Source organism: Pseudomonas sp. F220 (assembly GCF_057813935.1).
Genome location: NZ_JBVASJ010000032.1, coordinates 1 through 18,654 on the forward strand (window position 1 = coordinate 1; position 18,654 = coordinate 18,654).

Genomic DNA, 18,654 nt, shown 5'->3' on the forward strand with positions numbered 1-18,654 from the left:
TGGTCGCCGATCAAGTTCCAGGCGGACATGGGCATCCTGCTGACCTTCATGTTCCTGTGGAACATGCTGGGGGCGCTGATCCTGATTCCTGCGCTGTCGTACTTCCTGTTGCGCGGGCCCTCGCTGATTCGTGGTGCAGCTCCGGATGGACCGGTAGTGCACGTCAGTGACACCGACAATTCCAAAAAAACGGGCATGCCTCATGCCCTCACACTGTCTGAGTAAGCCAACCATGTCTGATTACAAAGCCCCCCTGCGCGACATGCGCTTCGTACTCAATGAAGTCTTTGAGGTGTCCAGGCTTTGGGCCCAACTGCCCGGTTTGTCCGAGGTGGTCGATGAAGAGACAGCTGCAGCGATCCTCGAAGAGGCCGGCAAGATCAGCGCCGGCATCATCGCCCCGCTGCGCCAGAAAGGCGACGAGCAAGGCTGCGTCTGGAACAACGGTGCGGTGCAAGTCCCGGATGGTTTTCTGGCGGCGTACCAGGCATTCGCCGAGGGCGGCTGGGTGGGTGTAGGCGGCGATCCGCAGTTCGGAGGCATGGGCATGCCCAAGGCGATCTGTGCTCAGGTTGAAGAAATGGTCAATGCGGCCAACCTGTCGTTCGGTCTGTACCCGATGCTGACTGCCGGTGCCTGCCTGTCGCTGAATGCGCATGCCAGCGAAGACCTGAAAGAAAAGTATCTGCCGAACATGTATGCCGGTGTCTGGAGCGGTTCCATGTGCCTGACCGAGGCCCATTCAGGCACCGACCTGGGCCTTATCCGCACCAAGGCCGAGCCCCAGGCCGACGGCAGTTACAAAATCAGCGGCAGCAAGATTTTCATCACTGGCGGCGAGCACGACCTGACCGAGAACATCATCCACCTGGTACTGGCCAGACTGCCGGATGCACCCGCGGGTCCCAAAGGCATTTCGCTGTTCCTGGTGCCCAAGGTGATGGTCAATGCCGACGGTTCGCTGGGCGAGCGCAATGCGCTGTCCTGCGGTTCCATCGAGCACAAGATGGGCATCAAGGCATCCGCCACCTGCGTGATGAACTTTGACGGGGCGGCCGGCTGGATCGTCGATGCGCCGAACAAGGGCCTGGCGGCGATGTTTACCATGATGAACTACGAGCGTCTGGGCGTGGGTATTCAGGGGCTGGCGCAGGGCGAGCGCTCCTACCAGAGCGCCGTCGTGTATGCCCGTGATCGCCTGCAGTGCCGTGCGCCGACCGGCGCGCAGCACCCGGACAAGGCCGCCGATCCGATCATCGTGCACCCGGACGTGCGCCGCATGCTGCTGACCATGAAAGCCCTGAACGAGGGCGGGCGCGCATTTTCCAGCTACGTGGCCCTGCAACTGGACACTGCCAAATACAGCGAAGACGCACCAACCCGCCAGCGCGCGCAAGAACTGGTGTCCCTGCTGACTCCGATCGCCAAGGCGTTTCTCACTGACATGGGACTGGAAACCACCCTGCACGGGCAGATGATTTTCGGCGGACACGGCTACATACGTGAGTGGGGTCAGGAGCAATTGGTGCGAGACGTGCGGATCACGCAGATCTACGAAGGCACCAATGGCATCCAGGCGCTGGACCTGGCAGGACGCAAGATCGTCGGCAGTGGCGGGGCACTCTATCGGCTGTTCGCCGCTGAAATTCGCAACTTCACCGCCAACGCCAGCGCTGACTTGGGCGAGTTTTGCAAGCCGTTGAACGCTGCCGTGGATACCCTCGACGAGCTGACTGCGTGGTTGCTGGATCGGGCCCAAAACAACCCGAACGAAATCGGCGCCGCCTCGGTCGAGTACTTGCAGGTGTTCGGCTACACCGCCTATGCCTACATGTGGGCACGGATGGCCAAAGCGGCCTTGGGCAAACAGACCGAGGACGACTTCTACGCCAGCAAACTGGGCACTGCACGCTTCTACTTTGCCCGCCTGCTGCCGCGTATCCACTCACTGAGCGCTTCGGTCAAGGCCGGCAGCGAAAGCCTCTACCTGCTGGATGCGGCGCAGTTCTGATTGCAATGTTCCACGACTCCCGTCGCTTGCAGGGGAGTCGTTTGTGCAGGCGTATTGAAACAGTATTAGGAAGAGTAACCATCGTGAAGACAAAAATAATTCCGCCAGCACAAGGCGCATACACCTACCCACTGTTGATCAAGAGCTTGCTGCTGTCGGGTGTGCGATACGAACCCGGACAGGAGATCGTCTATGCCGACAAGTTGCGTTACAGCTACCAGACGCTCATCGAGCGGATCCACAGGCTGGCCAATGCGCTGACGGCGGCCGGCGTCAAGGCCGGGGATACAGTGGCAATGCTCGACTGGGACAGCCATCGCTACCTGGAGTGTTTCTTTGCGGTGCCGATGATCGGCGCGGTGTTGCATACGGTGAACATTCGTCTTTCCCCGGATCAGGTGCTCTACACCATGAACCACGCCGAGGATGATCTGGTGCTGGTGCATGATGATTTCCTGCCCTTGATCGAGCAGATTCATGATGGCCTGAACACCGTCAAGGGCTATATCCGGCTCTCTGACGACGCCGCGACCGGCACCGAGCTGCCGGTGCTGGGGGAGTATGAAAGCCTGCTCTCCCAGGCGGCTGCCCATTACGATTTCCCGGACTTTGATGAGAACTCGGTGGCGACGATTTTCTACACCACGGGGACTACCGGGAACCCTAAAGGGGTGTACTTCACTCATCGTCAGTTGGTGCTGCATACCTTGAATGCGGTGGGTTCCTTGGGTGTCTACCAAAGCTTGTCGCTACTGCGCTCCGACGACGTTTACATGCCGATCACCCCGATGTTCCACGTGCATGCCTGGGGCGTGCCCTATGTTGCGACCCTGATGGGCATCAAGCAGGTGTACCCCGGTCGTTATGAGCCCAATAGCCTGGTCAGGCTTTATCGAGAAGAGAAGGTCACCTTTTCCCATTGCGTGCCCACCATTCTGCAAATGATCCTGGGCTGCGACGAAGCGGCGCAGACCTCTTTCGATGGCTGGAAAATGCTCTTCGGGGGCAGCGCGCTGACCCTGGGTATCGCCAGCCAGGCGAGCGCCAAAGGTATTCAGGTGCACAGCGGGTACGGGATGTCCGAGACCTGCCCGATGCTTTGCTCGACTTACCTGCGTGGGGAGGCGCTTGAACAATCCACGCAAGTGCAGTTAGCCACTCGAATCAAGACCGGCATGCCCATACCGATGGTCGATTTGAAAATCATCGATGCCGGCGGCGATGACGTTCCCCACGATGGTGAGTCTCTGGGTGAGATCGTTGTGCGTGCTCCCTGGCTGACTCAAGGCTATTTGAATGAGCCTGAAAAGGGCGCCGAGCTGTGGCTCAACGGTTGGCTGCACACCGGTGACCTGGCTTCCATCGACTCCCAGGGCAGGGTGGAAATCAAGGATCGAATCAAGGATGTGATCAAGACGGGCGGGGAGTGGATCAGCTCGCTGGATTTGGAGAACCTGATCAGCGAGCACGCGTCGGTCACTTCTGTCGCGGTGGTTGGCATTGCGGACGAGCAATGGGGCGAACGGCCCATGGCCCTGGTGGTGTGCGAGCCTGGACAGTACGTTGATAAACAGATGCTTGAAGCCCACCTGCAACAGTTTGTGGAGCGTGGCCGGATTAACAAATGGGCAATCCCCAAGCAGTTCAAGTTCGTCGCTGAGATCCCTAAAACCAGTGTCGGCAAGATCAACAAGAAGTTAATCCGGGAAGACGCATTGAGCTGAAGGGGTAGGCACATTGCGCAGCTTGTACCCCTTTATCCGACCGAGAAATCATTAATGAATAACCTGATCCATTACCGCTGCGAAGGTCCCCTGGCCCTGATCGGTCTCGCCTGCGCACCCGTCACGCTCGCAGTGTTGCCGAAGAACTGATTGCCCGGCAGGCGCCGACTCGTCCTGTCTGGCCTCAAGCGAACCCGGGCGCGGCCCTGCCGGCGAATTATTTCGCCGACTACCGCGGCTTGGTGCAGATCCGCAAAAACTAAGAAACCAGTGTCCCGCGGGGCAAGCTCACGGATGAGCAGCTGGAACAACGTATGGCGCTGATCCAACCAGTCAGGTTTAGTTCTAGGAGAGACCCTGCAGCAAGACCTGCAGGATAAGTTGGCTTTTAGCCTTGACTCGAGACCGACTAAGAGTCAGCGGATATGATCGCTTCTGGCCGTTCTCTGCCTGTCGTCAATAGCTGCTGCGAATGGTCAGTTGCATCAACCCAAGCCGGCCGATCACGGCATCGAAGAGGTTCGAGGTGGTGCTGGCGACGTAACTCGCGTCGACCTTATTCTTCAAGAAGGAACAGGGTCTTGGCGTCTGGCTCGCCGGCGAAGAACTGATCGAGGGCCGGCTGGAATAGGGGGTGTTCGGGCTTGATGCTGGCGAACAGCGTGAGGCAGGAGCGCAACTTCAGGTCATCGGGGTGGCCAAGGATTTCCAGTGCACTCTTGTCGCTGTGTTGCAGGATGGTACTTACGCTTTCCTCCAGCCGTGGACCCAGTAAATCATGCAGCAGATAGGTCCGGGCTTCGGCAGCACCAGAAATGGCAAAGCGTTTGGCTATCTCGCTATGCCCGAGGCCATGCAGTTGCGGGAAGATGAACCACATCCAGTGACTGGTCTTGTGCCCGGCACGCAACTCTTCCATGGCTCGGGTAAAAACCGGGCGCTGGGCCTCGACGAAACGAAGAAGATTGAAGGGATCGTGCACGTTTGTACTCCCTAAGTTGGTAGACACTGTAAAGCCTGGCGGCGCGGGCCGTTTGAACCAGGACGCAGAAACGCAACGCCGCGGTAGGTCACGCAGAATGATTCAGCCTGCAATGGTATGACACATCGGCGAAGTCAGCAGTTTCATTGAAAGCAGCCGGTTACGGATGGCTGACTTCCTCAGGGCGTGAAGCAGTCGTTGATTGCCTGGAGAGAAGCCGTCAGTCAGCGCGACTCAAGTGGCGAGCGACAACCATAATGAAGCAGGAGACGATCGGCTCAAATCAAGGAGCTGAGTGATTGGCGGGGCGAGACGCTCGCTCAGGTGCGAGCGGCCGCTCGCACCAAACCGGCTGAATGAGCTGTTGGTTCAGTGACTACCTTTCGGGCTGCCTGCGATAAGTTGACAGGACGGGGAGTGCGCCAGGCCATCCCCGCCTGCGTTTCAGAGAGCTCAAGCATCGCGCAAAAGGTCATGAGCGTTGAGCAGCTCGTAGGCGATCTCCGGGTGCTTCTCCAAACCACGACGAATGGCGGCCGGGATCGACTGGCGGGTTTTGCGACACAGTCCGGGCAAGTCCAGGAGGTGAATGCCGATGCCGCGCATGCTTCGTACTTCGTGGAAGCTTGGGGTGATTTGCAGGCGAATGCCTAACTGCTCGTACATCCGACGCTGCATATGCTCGAGGTCGGCCAGGCTCTGAAGATTTTCCAGCCGCTCAAGCAGGCGTTTTTCCTCCTGGCGGGTCAGGTACAGGATGCGCAAATCAGCGCCGGGTATATCCGCCAGCTGTTCACGCCCGCAGTCGCAGGCACCAGGTGGGCAAGGTTGTCGAATCTGGAGAGAGGCTGTCATGGTCTCCAATCATAGCTATCCGCAGCCGCTATTGCCCATCGGGTTCGTCGCGACTTGATCGTGCCAACGCGGAATCTGTCCAGGCCTGGCTACTGACCGAGCCGGCTTAGCGTATCGCGCATGGGGACAAGCGACACACCGATCAAACCATCGAGTGGTTTGTTCAGCTCCTCGACGAGCAGAATCGACGCGGAGGTTGAAAGTGCACACATCATCAACACCGCCAGAATAGTGCCGTTACGCGGTGCGAACAGTCCGAACGAACCGAAGATAATGGACAGCCATGCCACCAGAATCACCAGCATCGTGGGCGGGATCGACGCATTTGCCTGAAGCAGTGCCAGCCAGCGGGTTGCGAACACTTCATCCATGATCTGCAAGGCATGCGCCTTAAGCGCGCGCTGAGTCTCATTGCCAGGCGAAAGCGCTTCGACCTTGCGTTGCAATTCTTCAGAGCGGTTGATCGTCTCAGGACTGTTGAGTTTCGCCAGTTGCACCGCGTCATGTGCGGCAAGCACCTGCACAACGTCAGCGTAGTTGTACTTGAGCTGATTGCGGATCTCCAGGGTGTCCGGTCCATATCGGGACAACAACCGGTCGAACTGAACGACCTTGGCCGCTGTTCCCACGAGCTCGGCGTTGGCTGTATCGAACGTGCCTTTGGCGGAAGAGACCAGAAGGCCAAGCACCAACGCGGCCATGGTCGCGATCAGACCCGTCGCAAGTTTCACCACGGCGACGGAGTCATCGCTCAGGTGATGAGAGGGCAGCCGCTCCCGTACATACGATCCCAGCAGCGCGCTGCCGAACAGGCAGAGGAAAACGATCAGTGCGATCACCAAATGATTCAAGTTGAACCTCCGCTCCGGTTGTCTTCAGGCTGCTCATGGGCGTTTTGAGCGTAGACGGCCTGGCGGGGTATAGCTTGGGTTCGTACGTAACCGCTCTGGACTGATTGTTCCTCACCCCCATGTTTTGCCGAGCGCTTCCAGACCGGACTTTTGCAGGTCCTGTGGACTCATGACAAGACGGAACTTGCAGCTGGCCTGGAAGTTGAGAAAAAACGGTTCCGCAAAACTGGGGATCTCGGATGAGTCTTGTACGTCGATCAGGAAAATCCCGCCGCGCATTCCGTCCTGCTCAGTAAAGTAGGCAGCCTCCGGTTTGATGCTCTCCAGGATACGCCCGATGATTTCGCCTATCTTCCCGGCTCTGACGAGAGAGTTGAAGGGTTCATTCGGGCACTCGACCATCAGTAGCATTTTCATTATTTGATTCTCTTTTCAAGTGGCTGCCTCGTCTCCCTACCTTTGCTCCTGGCGCTCATGCCGTCAGGTCTGCATTCAGCCGCTCCAGCGGCGTGTCATTGAGCATAGCGAAGCATGAGCTGACACCCATTCAGGGTTACCGGCGGTCATCAAGCTACCGTTCGCCACCAGCCGTTCCAAAGTCTGGTTGCATCAGACACGGCGGAGCTGATGGGGCGTTTGCACCATCCACGCAACGAGGTTTGGGTGGCTCTGGACAGCCAGCGAATTGTCGGTTCGATCGCCATCGACGGCGAAGGAGAGGGCGGCGAAGCGATTCTTCGCTGCTTCATTCTGGATGACTCGGCGCGAGGGAAGGGAGCAGGCAAACGCTTGTTGGCGGAAGCAATGAAGCTCTGTGATGAATGGGGCTTTTGTGCAACGCGGCTCTGGACGTTCAAAGGCCTTGATGCTGCTCGTAAACTTTATGAGGGCTTTGGTTTCACGTTAGAACAGGAGCAAGAGGGACAGCAATGGGGTGAACGGGTCACCGAGCAGTGTTTTGTACGACCTCGTGTGGCCGACAAGCCATAGAGGCCATGTCTGGATGTGTCTCCTATACTGACTCGCGTTGACAGGCTCAACGCAGAGACCAAATGCCGTCGGACCAGCAGCCAGGGTTCTGACAACGTCCCTACCCATCACTGTAAGGAGATCGAACATGGCAATCCGCATTGGCGATGAAGCACCGGATTTCACCGTCGAAAGCACCGAAGGCCCGCTCCACTTCCACGAGTGGATTGGCGACAAGTGGGCCATCCTGTTCTCACATCCGAAGGACTTCACCCCTGTATGTACCACTGAACTCGGTTATATGGCCGGACTTAAGCCAGAGTTCGACAAGCGCAACACCAAGATAGTCGGGCTCAGTGTCGACCCGGTCAGCGACCACCTGGCCTGGCTCGGTGACATCGAAGAAACCCAGGGCCATGCGGTCAACTACCCCATGATCGGCGACGAGAATCTGGTAGTGGCAAAGCTCTACGACATGATTCACCCGAATGCCAGTGGTGGCTCACGCACCGCCGTGGACAACGCCACAGTGCGTTCTGTGTTCATCGTCGGCCCGGACAAGAAAGTCAAAGCGATGCTTATCTACCCAATGAGTGCCGGGCGTAACTTCGATGAAGTGTTGCGCTTGCTCGACTCTTTGCAATTAAACGCCAAGCACACAGTCGCCACCCCGGTGAACTGGCGTCCGGGTGAGGACGTCATCATCCCCACTTCGGTGTCCGACGAAGAGGCCAGGAAGAAGTACCCACAGGGCTTCAAGACGTTGAAACCCTATTTGCGCACCGTGGCGCAACCGAAGTAACAACAACCAACAAGGGCTCAGTCACGATGGGAGAAAGGATTATGTCCGGGAGCGACTCTACACCGGACGATATCGATTGGCGTGTTGACTGGGCTCACCCACCTGACTGCCGGCGCCGCGACGACGGTCACCTTGAAGTTTTCTGCCGGCCGTCAGGCGATATGACTCGACCTTCATTTGTAGACGCATCCGACTGACCGTATATGGACTCCTCCTCATTGCAAGCCCCTTTTGCTTTGGCGCCCGTGCCGACTGCACACGTATATTCGGCCTCTAAATACGGCATCGTTTCGATGCAGGGCCATGATGGGCTATTCGCGCGCCGGCTCCCGATCGCTTTTTCGTGCTTTTCGCACTTGGGCATTCGAGGGTTTTGCCGACGCCGGTTCGACCGGTTTGCCATCGTTCAGGTTGCTTCGCAATCGTGGTTAAGAGTTGTTTCTCTCGTAGAACACGTCGGGTAAATAGATCAGGCCGCTGCCTGATTCGGTTGGTAATCAGTGCCGTAACGCAGCATCGCCCAAGCCATGCGTGCAGTTTTGTTGGCCAGCGCAATAGCGGCCACATTGGGATGCGATCGCTCGGCTAAACGAACGGCCCACTGGCTGAGTCGATCCTCTTTGGATTTGGCTGTGCATAGCGCCGAGCGTGCGCCATGCACCATCAATGTTCGCAGATATGCATCACCGCGCTTGCTGATACCGAGCAGTCGATCCTTACCACCAGAACTGTGTTGCCTCGGTGTCAGTCCCAGCGAGGCGGCAAACTGTCGGCCATTGGCAAACTGACGGGCATCACCGAGAGCGACGACGAGCGCTGTGGCGATCATTGGACCGACACCGCGCCGCTGTTGAAGGCGAACGGCGGACGGCTCGTTTGTCGCGATCGCCGTGATCTCGCCGTCGAGCTTGCATACGCGCCCATCCAGCGCACGAAGGTCGTCCCACAAACCATCCAGTAGACGACGAAAGCGTGCCGTCAAACCGTTATCCGCATCTTCTAGCCAGCACGGCATTGCGCGACGCAGCATCAGCAAGTCCTTCGGTGCAACGAGACCGTACTCGGCGACCAGCCCACGGATCTGATTGGCTTTGGCCGTCCGCTGTTCGATTAAGCCGGCCCGGATGCGATGCGTCGCCTGGATATCCTGTTGTTCGATCGTCTTGATGGCGACGAAGCGCATGCTGGGACGGCTCATCGCTTCACAGATCGCCTCGGCATCGTTCGCGTCGTTCTTGTTGCTTTTGACATAGGGTTTAACGAACTGGGGGGCGATCAGCTTGACTCGAAATCCGCGAGCTTCGAGTTGCCGCGCCCAATGATGGGCCCCGCCGCAACTCTCCATGCCGATCTCACAACCAGGTTCGACCTTTTCCAGCACCGTTTGAAGCCAGCGATCACGTGATAGCCGCTGCCGCCAGACCGGCTTCTCATGGCAATCCACACCGTGGATCTGAAACACGTTCTTGGCCAAGTCGACCCCAATGCGCATAAGCTTCATGTGTGGACTCCTTCTCACTGTTGACTGTGGTTCGCACCTTCAGTCTGGCACTCAAGATGCCGAAGTGAGGAGGAGTCCATCCCATTGCTTTTGGCGATTGCTGCCTGATGTAGATTCAGTTAGCCATAGCGAAAAGGTGGGTTGAGAGAGTCTGGTGGTACAAAGTTGGTACGAGCGGAATTGAAAACTGGCGTAACCCGTTGTCTTAATGCCGACAGCCCCCCAGTTAATTATGTGGGGTGCACAACATCAAAGGTGAATCGGAGCCGCGGTCCGGAAAAGAAACCGCGGCGACCGATCAATCAGGCGGCGGGGAGCAGGCCTTTCTGTTTGGCGACATGAGTCGCCAGTGCGTCCATCAAGTCCGGCGACAGGCAGTCATAGGGTTCTAGGCCGATCGAGCGCAAGCGCTCGCGGATAGCCTTCATTTGCGCTGGCGGTGTGCCGGTTTCGATGATGGAGGACACGAACGCCGCGAATCCCGGCGCAGCCCATCCGCTCTGTGGCGAAAGCTCGGTGTGGACGAAGTCCAGGCCATAAAACGCATGGTCCTTGTTCTCGATGCGCCCAAAGAGATGGGCGTGACACTGCTTGCAGGCGTGGCGCCGGATGGTGGCGGTTTCGTCGACAATCGCCAGTTTTTCGCCATGGGCAATGACGCTGACCTTATCTCGAGGCACCACGGCGATGACGGCAAATGTCGCGTTTTGTGGTTTCCAGCATTTGCTGCAGCCGCACGCGTGGTTATGCAGAGTTTGTGCGTCGATCTTGACCTCGACCTTGTCGGTCGCACACAGGCATTGCAGGGTACCACCTGCGAAGTTCGCGGCGGCGGGTTGGATACCATTGTCCAGTGCAGGGTGAAGTTGCAAGGTGCTCATGCTGGCGTCTCCGTTTCAGGGTGTCAGACAAAAGTGCCTGGGGCCGTGCCCCAGACCGGTAGTTCATCGGAACTCGATGACGGCGCGGATCGATTTGCCTTCATGCATCAGATCGAACCGCGGCGGATTTCGAAAAGGACACAGTGCATAAACGAGTGACCTCCTTCGGTGCGACCGGTCGGTTACCCAGATCAAGAATAGTCTGCGATGAGGCCTCGAGCGCAGCTCGGGCCAGCGCACGGGCGAGTGTGCCGAATTCAGAACGCCGGCGTGAGCCAGGCGCGGTACCCCACTTGACGCATCAATGGTCACGCAGCGGATCGTTTATAGGGACGGACTTTATTACCGTGGTGTCTGTTATCAGCACCCCCTGCCTAAGGCGGATAATCGGGGAGGCGTATTAGTCAAAAAGCGTCACGGTAGATCCTCACTGTTGCCGCTGACGCGGCCCCAACAGCCATATGCGCGCCGATGTTAGCCGTACGGACCAATCAGACCCGTCTGTGTGCCAGATGGAATCCCCACACGGCCAAGGGTTTTAAGGTCTGCTTCTGGCCGATCTCTGCCGATCAGGAGGGATGGCAATCGACCCGAAACGGGCATTTTTCGGCAGTTTTTGACCCGTGAACCAGCCACTTAAATAACTTCAGAGCAGGCCCTTGATACAAGGCCCTACACGAACATCCCCTCTGAGATCTCGACGCGTCACTGCGCGATGAAGTCGCGAATCGATCGAATGGTCTGTGTTGGTGCCTCTTCCATCAGCCAATGTCCTGCCCCTGGAACCACCACTTCCGTGACCTTGTCCGCTGCGTTACGCATCACGATCGCTTCATTGCCTGCGAAGGATTTTTCACCACCGATGGCCAGCACCGGCATAGTCAGCCGCGTTTTCATCGACGCTTTGTTGTCCACCTCATCCTGACGAATGCTGCGGAACTGGGCGAAGGCTGCCCGCATGGCGCCGGGGCGGGCATAGAGAGTGGCGTAATGCCGACGGGTTTCCTCGTCCACCTTGGTGGGGTCGCCCGCGAACTCGTTCCAGAACCGGTCCAGGTAGATTCGCTCACGACCGGCGACCAAGCGTTCAGCATCCGGTCCGCCGAAGTCGAAGTGCCAAAGCGCCGGTGAGCGGACAATTTCGTTCCAGGGTGGAATGCCCGGTACGGGCGCATCCATCACTACCAGGCGATCGGTACGCTGCGGATAACGCGCGGCGTAGGCATAGGCGACCATGGTACCTATGTCGTGTCCGATGACCACCGAGTGTTCGATATCCAGAGCTGCCAACACCGCACGGATGTCGCCCGCCTGGGTCTTTTTGTCGTAGCCGCTGTCCGGGATCGACGACAAGCCCATACCGCGAAGGTCCGGCACCACGACTGTGTGATCCCGGACCAGCTCGGCGGCCAGTGGCGCCCACATGTCGCCGGTGTCGCCGAAGCCATGCAGGAGCACCACGGCCGGCCCCTTGCCGCCGACGCGCACATGCAGCGTGACGCCTTCTATAGGGATGTCCTGAGTACGAAAGGAGACAGGAAATGGAGTCACCTGAGCATGTACCGGGATGCTTAGAGCAAGCAGCATAAAAGCGGGAAACAGGACGCGGAACATGACGGTGTCTCCAGAAGTGCGTGTGGAAGCTGCCCGGAGCCAATGGAGGGGTAGCTTGGCGGCGAGGGTTGACCCACCGAGCCCCGCGTCATCCGGCGAGTAAAAAGCCCAGCGCCTCCCACACAGGGAGGCGTTGCGGGTTTTCAGGAACACCGAATGGAATATGCTGCATCTACTCTTGGCAACCTCCCTGGAGTCCCCCGACCTGAGCGATCAGGTCGAGGTGACCTACTTCAAGACCAGGTCCAACGTTCGCGTCACCTGAGGTCGAAGCGGTCAAGGTTCATCACCTTGGTCCATGCAGCTACGAAGTCTTTCACGAACTTCTCCTGCGCGTCGCTGCATGCATAGACCTCAGCCAACGCCCTCAATTGCGCATTCGAGCCAAAGACGAGATCGACACGAGTGCCTGTCCATTTGAGGTCGCCGGTTTTGCGATCGCGTCCTTCAAACTCTTCATTGGCGTCCGAGACCGGCTTCCATTCCACGCCCATGTCGAGCAGGTTGGTGAAGAAGTCGTTGGTCAACGCTTCAGGTCGCTTGGTGAAGACCCCGTGCCGGGTTTGTCCGACGTTGGTATTGAGCACGCGCAGGCCGCCGATGAGCACCGTCATTTCTGGCGCGGTGAGTGTCAGTAGTTGCGCCTTGTCGATCAGTAATGCCTCGGCCGGTACGCGGTAACGGGTCTTGAGGTAGTTACGGAAGCCATCGGCGATGGGTTCGAGAAACCCGAAAGACTCGACATCCGTCTGTTCCTGGCTCGCGTCCATGCGTCCTGGCGTGAAAGGCACCGTTATGGTGTAACCGGCATTTTTCGCCGCCTGTTCGACGCCAGCGCTACCGGCCAGCACGATCAGGTCCGCCAGCGAGATCTTCTTGCCGCCAGTCTGCGCGCTGTTGAACTCGCTCTGGATCTTCTCGAGGGTCGCCAGCACGTTCGCCAATAGCTGAGGCTGGTTGGCCGGCCAGTCCTTCTGCGGGGCCAGGCGCAGGCGCCCACCGTTGGCGCCACCGCGCTTGTCGGAGCCACGGAAGGTGGAAGCCGCCGCCCAAGCAGTTGATACAAGCTGCGAGACTGTCAGACCACAGGACTGGAGCTTGTTCTTGAGTGAGGCGATGTCGCTGTCGTTGACCAGGGTATGGTCGACCGCCGGGATGGGGTCTTGCCACAGGAGTTTTTCGTTGGGCATTTCCGGGCCGAGGTAGCGCGAGAGCGGTCCCATGTCGCGGTGGATCAACTTGAACCAGGCGCGGGCGAACGCGTCGGCCAACTGATCGGGATTCGCCAGGAAGCGCCGCGAAATCTTTTCATAGATCGGGTCGAATCGCAGGGACAGGTCCGTGGTCAGCATGGTTGGATTACGACGCTTGGACGGGTCGTGAGCATCCGGAATGATGCCCGCGCCGGCGCCGTTTTTCGCCGTCCACTGGTTCGCACCCGCCGGGCTCTTGGTCAGTTCCCACTCGAAGCTGAACAGGTTCTCCAGGTAATTGTTGCTCCACTTCGTGGGGGTCGTGGTCCAGGTCACTTCCAGGCCGCTGGCGATCGTGTCGCCACCTTTGCCCGTACCGAAGCTGCTCTTCCAGCCCAGGCCCTGCTCTTCGAGGCCAGCGGCTTCGGGCACGGCCCCCACATTGGATGCAGGCCCGGCGCCGTGGGTCTTGCCGAAGGCGTGGCCGCCTGCGATCAGTGCCACGGTTTCTTCGTCATTCATCGCCATGCGAGCGAACGTTTCGCGGATATCCACCGCAGCAGCTACCGGGTCCGGGTTGCCCTCCGGGCCTTCCGGGTTCACGTAGATCAGGCCCATTTGCACCGCGGCGAGCGGTTTCTCCAGGTTGCGCTCCTGGACGGTACGGCTCTCATCTTTGCCATAGCGCACGTCGCCCCCCAGCCAGGTGCTTTCGGAGCCCCAGTAGACGTCCTCATCGGGTCCCCAGACGTCCGGACGGCCTCCGGAAAAACCAAAGGTCTTGAAGCCCATGGACTCCAGCGCGACGTTGCCGGTAAGGACGATCAGATCGGCCCAGGAGATGTTACGACCATACTTTTGCTTGATCGGCCAGAGCAGTCGACGCGCCTTGTCGAGGCTGACGTTATCCGGCCAACTGTTGAGCGGCGCGAAGCGTTGCTGACCGGAGCCGGCACCACCACGCCCGTCACCGGTGCGGTACGTGCCTGCGGCGTGCCAGGCCATGCGAATAAAGAACGGCCCATAGTGACCGAAGTCCGCAGGCCACCAGTCTTGCGAATCGGTCATCAGCGCATGCAGGTCTTTCTTGAGCGCCTCAAAGTCCAGTTTTTTGAACGCTTCGGCGTAGTTGAAGCCCACGTCCATGGGGTCGGACAGGGACGAGTGCTGGTGCAGGATCTTCAGATTGAGTTGGTTCGGCCACCAGTCGCGGTTCGACGGGCCACCGCCCGCGGCGGCGTGATTGAACGGGCATTTCGATTCAGTTGCCATGTGTGAGGTACCTTTGGTCGTGTTCATCCGGCTATCCCGGCCCGGTGTGGGCGCGCAATAGCGACGAGCGAAATCAATGACATAGGCTGCAGGGCCAGCTGTTCGATCTATTGATCGTCGTGGTCACACGGGAAATCCGGATAGCAGCAGTCGAGTTACCAGCACGGTGGCCCACGGCAAGCCTAGTACGCTTCTGACTTATTCGTATCTCTAATCAGGTCTCAACCGGCCAGTTTTCACCAGCGCTCCGTTAAGGTTAGACCCCTATAAAGCAGTCAGCTAATAGGTGGCGTATTAGGTCTTGATAGGCATAATCTTTTACTGGGCCTCTGGAGATGGAGCAGCGGGTATGAGTAGCTCTCGTAAGACCTTTTACGCGACGAACCCATGCACGGTAGAGGACCCGCCCATGAATCAGCGCCCGCGCCGCACGGCCATCCACGAAGCTGGCCACGTCCTGGCCTTTTGGTGGAATGATCAGCACATAGAGCGCGTCACTGTGCGCACCAGGACAGAAGCCTTCGCCGGCCCAATGATTGATCTGCGCGGCAACCCGCAAAACGTAGAGGGGTTGGTAGAGGCTGATTACTGTGTCCCGCATCCATCCTTCGACGCCCCCGGGATTGCTGAATACTTGCCCTCTATGGTCGAGTCTATTGAACGCGACCTTCTCGATTGCTTCGCCGGCCCCGTGGCCGAAGCAGTCTACAGGCACACCAAATCTGACAAATTTATCAGCGGCAGCGGCAGCGGCTGGGGTGACCGGCGCCGGGGTTACGAATTGATCAGTTTGCTGCCCGCACGAAAGCTACTCGATGCCGAATCCCAGGCAATCGCCCGCTCCAGCTGTCTGGTGCGTCGTTATTGGCCCGCTGTCACCGCTGTGGCGGATCTTCTACAAGAGCACGGCACGGTTAACGGGGAAGCTATAACAGCGCTGCTGTGCGAAGTCACCGGGGAGTCGCCTACGCGGCTCAGCAATGACCTGGCAACCCTCGACACGCGACGCAATAGGCGGTGGACTGCAGTCCACGCCAAGCGACCTTTGTAGCAAAGCTCAGCAATTGTCTGACCGAACTGATGGTGACGGTCCATGTGCTTGAACTGATGTGTTACCTATGTGGGTGAGTCATACCGCCTGCTGCTTTTCATCCCAATTTAGTAGGGTGCAAAATGGCATGAGATTCATGCAAAACCAAGCCGGGAGCGGTTCTCCGTGAATTTTTCTGCGGACTGCTGTACAGAAGCGGCCGGAGTTATACAGCAGAATTGCTGTCGAAATAGATAGTTAGGCGTCAATCGAAAGGAAGGCATGAAAATGACACGCGTCCGAGTTGAGGGCTTTACGATCTCGCTTGACGGATACGGAGCTGGTCCGAATCAGGACATGAGTAATCCGCTCGGCGTGGGCGGGACAGATTTGCACCAGTGGTTAGTCCCAACACGCACGTTCCAACGGACCCTATTTGGCGCCGACGGTGGCACAACGGGGATCGATGACGACTTCGCTGCGCGGGGCTTCAAGAATGTTGGCGCCTGGATTCTCGGAAGAAACATGTTCGGACCGATTCGCGGTTCCTGGCCCGACATGAACTGGAAAGGCTGGTGGGGGGACAACCCACCCTATCACGTTCCAACTTTCATCTTGACTCATCACGCGCGCCCGCCCATCCAGATGGAAGGCGGAACGACATTCTACTTCGTCACGGGCGGTATTCACGAGGCGCTTGACCGGGCGCGCGACGCAGCCAACGGAATGGATGTGCGCATTGGCGGCGGACCTAACACTATCCAGCAATATCTTCGTACGGGCCTCATCGATGAGCTGCACGTCGCTATCTCGCCGGTCCTGCTGGGCGGGGGAGAGCGACTGTTCGAGGGGATTGACATGCGCGCTCTAGGATACGAATGCGTTCAGTTCGTTGCGTCGCAGAAAGCCACCCATGTTGTACTCCGGCGCCAAGGGCACAATGACGCCTAACAACCGGTTGCAGTGGACGGCGCTGCCGCTGACCGGAACATTGAACGATAATCCACGTAATGGATGACCGGCTGCTTATTGAACGAGAGCAGACATTATCGGCTAATGTCTGAGAAACTATGGGCTATCTATTCATATTGCTGTGCCGAAGATATTGGTGCCTCAAGCGCATGCGCAGCACGAATCGGGTCGAAGTATTCACGCAGGAAAGCGATCTTTCCGTTCTCCACTCGGCAGAAAAGAACGTAGTCCTGGCGATAAATTCGGCCCGTAGGCTTGATCAAACCCTCTGCTTTGACCTCGGCCACCGCCCTATCGGAATCGGCGAAGGCATGGACCTTGAGGTCGTAGAAACGGAAATTCTCGACCGCTTCAATGAACCAGCCCACATGGCTCAGTACTTCCTGACGTCCGGTCAGCCGTTCGGGATGACCCAAACCGGGCGCGTAGGGAAGCTCCCACAGCAGATCATCGGCGATCAGTGTTTTCCACTTCTCGTGGTCATTAATGAACGTTTCGAAATGCAGGTTCAGCAATTCGGCAGCGATACCCATGGTCATTCTCTCCGATTGGTCAGGTGGTTTTAGCGTTGCAAAACGCCAAGCTGATGTAGGCCTGTCATCCAGTCTTCCATGTGCCAGGTCCGGATGATTTTTCCATCTCTGAACTCATGGATATCGGTGGTCATTCCTGTCGAACGCGTCGTACCAAAGTTCGACGTCATGTCTGTAGCTATTGGGCTGAGCGGCGCTGGCGCTGGTGCAGATTGCCGCACACAAGAAAACCGCCAGGAAGTTATTCAGCGTTGTCATGACAGGGCTCCTGATCGGGCCGCGGCGACGCTGCCACGGCGAAGAGGAATTTGCCACACGGAAAGAACACGCAATAGCCGAATAAAGTCGATGCTAATGGTCGAGAAATTGGAATAGCCGGTGCTTTACTCGTGTTGCTGGGCGAAGCGCTCGATCAGCCATTTTGCCGCCGGACCGGGCGGTGTATCCGTGCGATAGATGGCATCGAAGCTGTAGACACCGCTTTTGAGGTCCGGCATGTCGAGTTGCACAAGGCGGCCTGTCGCCAAGTCATCCCTGACCATGGACAACGGCATGTTGCCCCAGCCGATCCCTTCCCTCAGCAGCATGTGTTTGGCCCCCAGATCCGCCAGGCGCCAGGTCCTCGTACCGATGACGGCGAAGTCCTTGCCTTGGGTCAAAGGTGAGCGATCCGACAGCACCAACTGGACATGCTCGCGTCCAGCACCTGGGGCGTTCAGCCGAGTCGTTGCGAGCGGGTGGCTGGGCGCTGCGACCGGCACCAGTTCGACGCTGCCAATACCGATGCGCTCGATTCCATCGATGATGTTATCGAGTGGGCCACCCACGCCGATGCTGGCCTTGCGATTGAGCACGAGCTGAGTGACGGCGCCCAGGGCTTCCATATGAAGGTGCAAGGATACGGTAGGAAAGGTCTCCTGGAATGATTTGAGCGCATCGACCACGCGCTCGGCAGGCAACAGCACATCGAGCACCAGGTGAATCTCTGCCTCCAGGCCTTGCAACAGCCCCTTGACCTTGGCCCGCAACCCGTTGACCCCATTGGTGATGGTACGTGCCTCGGCGAGCACAGTACGTCCCGCATCGGTCAGCTGGGGTTTGCGCGTGGTGTTTCTATCGAAGAGAACAACCCCAAGCTGCATCTCCAGATTGGAAATTGAGTAGCTGATGACAGAAGTGGCTCTGCTCAGTTTTCGCGCCGCTGCGGCAAAACTGCCGACCTCGACAACGGTCAGGAATACACGCAGTTGATCGAGAGTGGGAGTACCCGGGTCTGAGATCATTTCGATTTCCTTGAACGCTTGCGGGGCATTTATGCTGATTTCACGTGCAGTGGTGCCGCAAGAACCAGATGAGCAGGACGTGAGTACATTTCGAAAAACTAGAACGTAATCGTCGAAATTAGTCGGCTATTAAGATTGTAGAGTGGGTGGCAGACTTTTCCTCAATGCGGCGCTCCATGGT

At 58.2% G+C, this 18,654-nt stretch carries 16 protein-coding genes and 1 pseudogene; 7 read left to right on the forward strand and 10 right to left on the reverse strand.

The genetic code is table 11. The features are described from left to right. The 3 genes from ACZYSM_RS22460 to ACZYSM_RS22470 form a co-directional block, all read left to right on the forward strand. The coding region (locus tag ACZYSM_RS22460) for a hypothetical protein (protein WP_489074705.1) at positions 1-225 on the forward strand (225 nt) is incomplete at its 5' end. Between the two features lie 7 nt (positions 226-232). Continuing rightward, positions 233-2,011 carry an acyl-CoA dehydrogenase C-terminal domain-containing protein gene (locus tag ACZYSM_RS22465; RefSeq protein ID WP_489074707.1) on the forward strand — a complete coding sequence of 593 codons (1,779 nt, stop codon included), beginning with the start codon at positions 233-235 and terminating at the stop codon, positions 2,009-2,011. An 80-nt stretch (positions 2,012-2,091) separates the two neighbouring features. Further along, complete coding sequence (locus ACZYSM_RS22470; RefSeq protein ID WP_489074831.1) at positions 2,092-3,735, forward strand: fatty acid--CoA ligase; 1,644 nt, start codon at positions 2,092-2,094, stop codon at positions 3,733-3,735. A 556-nt stretch (positions 3,736-4,291) separates the two neighbouring features. On the opposite strand, the gene ACZYSM_RS22475 is transcribed toward ACZYSM_RS22470, so the two are convergent. The 4 genes from ACZYSM_RS22475 to ACZYSM_RS22490 all read right to left on the reverse strand — a co-directional run bounded on the left by ACZYSM_RS22475 (position 4,292) and on the right by ACZYSM_RS22490 (position 6,840). After that, positions 4,292-4,717 carry a DUF1810 domain-containing protein gene (locus tag ACZYSM_RS22475; protein WP_489074709.1) on the reverse strand — a complete coding sequence of 142 codons (426 nt, stop codon included), beginning with the start codon at positions 4,715-4,717 and terminating at the stop codon, positions 4,292-4,294. A gap of 453 nt (positions 4,718-5,170) precedes the next feature. Further along, complete coding sequence (locus ACZYSM_RS22480) at positions 5,171-5,572, reverse strand: hypothetical protein (protein WP_489074711.1); 402 nt, start codon at positions 5,570-5,572, stop codon at positions 5,171-5,173. Between the two features lie 89 nt (positions 5,573-5,661). Further along, positions 5,662-6,423 carry a bestrophin-like domain gene (locus ACZYSM_RS22485; RefSeq protein ID WP_489074713.1) on the reverse strand — a complete coding sequence of 254 codons (762 nt, stop codon included), beginning with the start codon at positions 6,421-6,423 and terminating at the stop codon, positions 5,662-5,664. Between the two features lie 111 nt (positions 6,424-6,534). Then, a complete protein-coding gene (locus ACZYSM_RS22490; protein WP_489074715.1) occupies positions 6,535-6,840 on the reverse strand; it encodes a panthothenate synthetase in 306 nt (101 codons plus the stop codon). A gap of 168 nt (positions 6,841-7,008) precedes the next feature. Between ACZYSM_RS22490 and ACZYSM_RS22495 the strand changes: the two are divergent. Further along, positions 7,009-7,413, forward strand: a pseudogene (locus ACZYSM_RS22495) (GNAT family N-acetyltransferase); the annotation flags it as partial. Between the two features lie 127 nt (positions 7,414-7,540). After that, the gene (locus ACZYSM_RS22500) at positions 7,541-8,194 is read left to right on the forward strand and encodes a peroxiredoxin (RefSeq protein ID WP_489074717.1); all 654 of its coding nucleotides are present in this window, start codon (positions 7,541-7,543) and stop codon (positions 8,192-8,194) included. A 469-nt stretch (positions 8,195-8,663) separates the two neighbouring features. Here ACZYSM_RS22500 and ACZYSM_RS22505 read toward each other — a convergent pair whose 3' ends face one another. The 4 genes from ACZYSM_RS22505 to katG all read right to left on the reverse strand — a co-directional run bounded on the left by ACZYSM_RS22505 (position 8,664) and on the right by katG (position 14,682). Further along, on the reverse strand, positions 8,664-9,695 hold the full coding sequence (locus tag ACZYSM_RS22505) for an IS110 family RNA-guided transposase (RefSeq protein ID WP_489074719.1): 1,032 nt from the start codon (positions 9,693-9,695) through the stop codon (positions 8,664-8,666). Between the two features lie 302 nt (positions 9,696-9,997). Then, positions 9,998-10,576, reverse strand: a complete 579-nt coding sequence (gene gfa, locus ACZYSM_RS22510) for an S-(hydroxymethyl)glutathione synthase (protein WP_489074721.1) — start codon at positions 10,574-10,576, stop codon at positions 9,998-10,000. A 705-nt stretch (positions 10,577-11,281) separates the two neighbouring features. Further along, entirely contained in the window at positions 11,282-12,190 is a 909-nt protein-coding gene (locus tag ACZYSM_RS22515) for an alpha/beta fold hydrolase (protein ID WP_489074723.1), read from the reverse strand. 257 nt (positions 12,191-12,447) lie between these two features. Further along, positions 12,448-14,682: a catalase/peroxidase HPI gene (gene katG, locus ACZYSM_RS22520; RefSeq protein ID WP_489074725.1), complete on the reverse strand. Its 2,235-nt coding sequence runs from the start codon at positions 14,680-14,682 to the stop codon at positions 12,448-12,450. Between the two features lie 382 nt (positions 14,683-15,064). Between katG and ACZYSM_RS22525 the strand changes: the two genes are divergently transcribed. Further along, the gene (locus ACZYSM_RS22525) at positions 15,065-15,706 is read left to right on the forward strand and encodes a hypothetical protein (RefSeq protein ID WP_489074727.1); all 642 of its coding nucleotides are present in this window, start codon (positions 15,065-15,067) and stop codon (positions 15,704-15,706) included. 261 nt (positions 15,707-15,967) lie between these two features. Then, positions 15,968-16,636 carry a dihydrofolate reductase family protein gene (locus ACZYSM_RS22530; protein ID WP_489074729.1) on the forward strand — a complete coding sequence of 223 codons (669 nt, stop codon included), beginning with the start codon at positions 15,968-15,970 and terminating at the stop codon, positions 16,634-16,636. Between the two features lie 128 nt (positions 16,637-16,764). Here ACZYSM_RS22530 and ACZYSM_RS22535 read toward each other — a convergent pair whose 3' ends face one another. Further along, positions 16,765-17,190: a nuclear transport factor 2 family protein gene (locus tag ACZYSM_RS22535; protein ID WP_489074731.1), complete on the reverse strand. Its 426-nt coding sequence runs from the start codon at positions 17,188-17,190 to the stop codon at positions 16,765-16,767. 383 nt (positions 17,191-17,573) lie between these two features. Beyond that, positions 17,574-18,473 (reverse strand): LysR family transcriptional regulator, encoded by a 900-nt coding sequence (locus ACZYSM_RS22540; RefSeq protein ID WP_489074733.1) that lies wholly within the window; start codon positions 18,471-18,473, stop codon positions 17,574-17,576. Positions 18,474-18,654: the final 181 nt, after the last annotated feature.

Bases quoted from the DNA above. Each gene is read 5' to 3' on its own strand.
- ACZYSM_RS22465 (WP_489074707.1), top strand. From the start codon at position 233: ATGTCTGATTACAAAGCCCCCCTGCGCGACATGCGCTTCGTACTCAAT.
- ACZYSM_RS22480 (WP_489074711.1), bottom strand. From the start codon at position 5,572: ATGACAGCCTCTCTCCAGATTCGACAACCTTGCCCACCTGGTGCCTGC.
- ACZYSM_RS22490 (WP_489074715.1), bottom strand. From the start codon at position 6,840: ATGAAAATGCTACTGATGGTCGAGTGCCCGAATGAACCCTTCAACTCT.
- ACZYSM_RS22500 (WP_489074717.1), top strand. From the start codon at position 7,541: ATGGCAATCCGCATTGGCGATGAAGCACCGGATTTCACCGTCGAAAGC.
- ACZYSM_RS22505 (WP_489074719.1), bottom strand. From the start codon at position 9,695: ATGAAGCTTATGCGCATTGGGGTCGACTTGGCCAAGAACGTGTTTCAG.
- gfa (WP_489074721.1), bottom strand. From the start codon at position 10,576: ATGAGCACCTTGCAACTTCACCCTGCACTGGACAATGGTATCCAACCC.
- ACZYSM_RS22515 (WP_489074723.1), bottom strand. From the start codon at position 12,190: ATGTTCCGCGTCCTGTTTCCCGCTTTTATGCTGCTTGCTCTAAGCATC.
- katG (WP_489074725.1), bottom strand. From the start codon at position 14,682: ATGAACACGACCAAAGGTACCTCACACATGGCAACTGAATCGAAATGC.
- ACZYSM_RS22525 (WP_489074727.1), top strand. From the start codon at position 15,065: ATGAATCAGCGCCCGCGCCGCACGGCCATCCACGAAGCTGGCCACGTC.
- ACZYSM_RS22530 (WP_489074729.1), top strand. From the start codon at position 15,968: ATGAAAATGACACGCGTCCGAGTTGAGGGCTTTACGATCTCGCTTGAC.
- ACZYSM_RS22535 (WP_489074731.1), bottom strand. From the start codon at position 17,190: ATGGGTATCGCTGCCGAATTGCTGAACCTGCATTTCGAAACGTTCATT.
- ACZYSM_RS22540 (WP_489074733.1), bottom strand. From the start codon at position 18,473: ATGATCTCAGACCCGGGTACTCCCACTCTCGATCAACTGCGTGTATTC.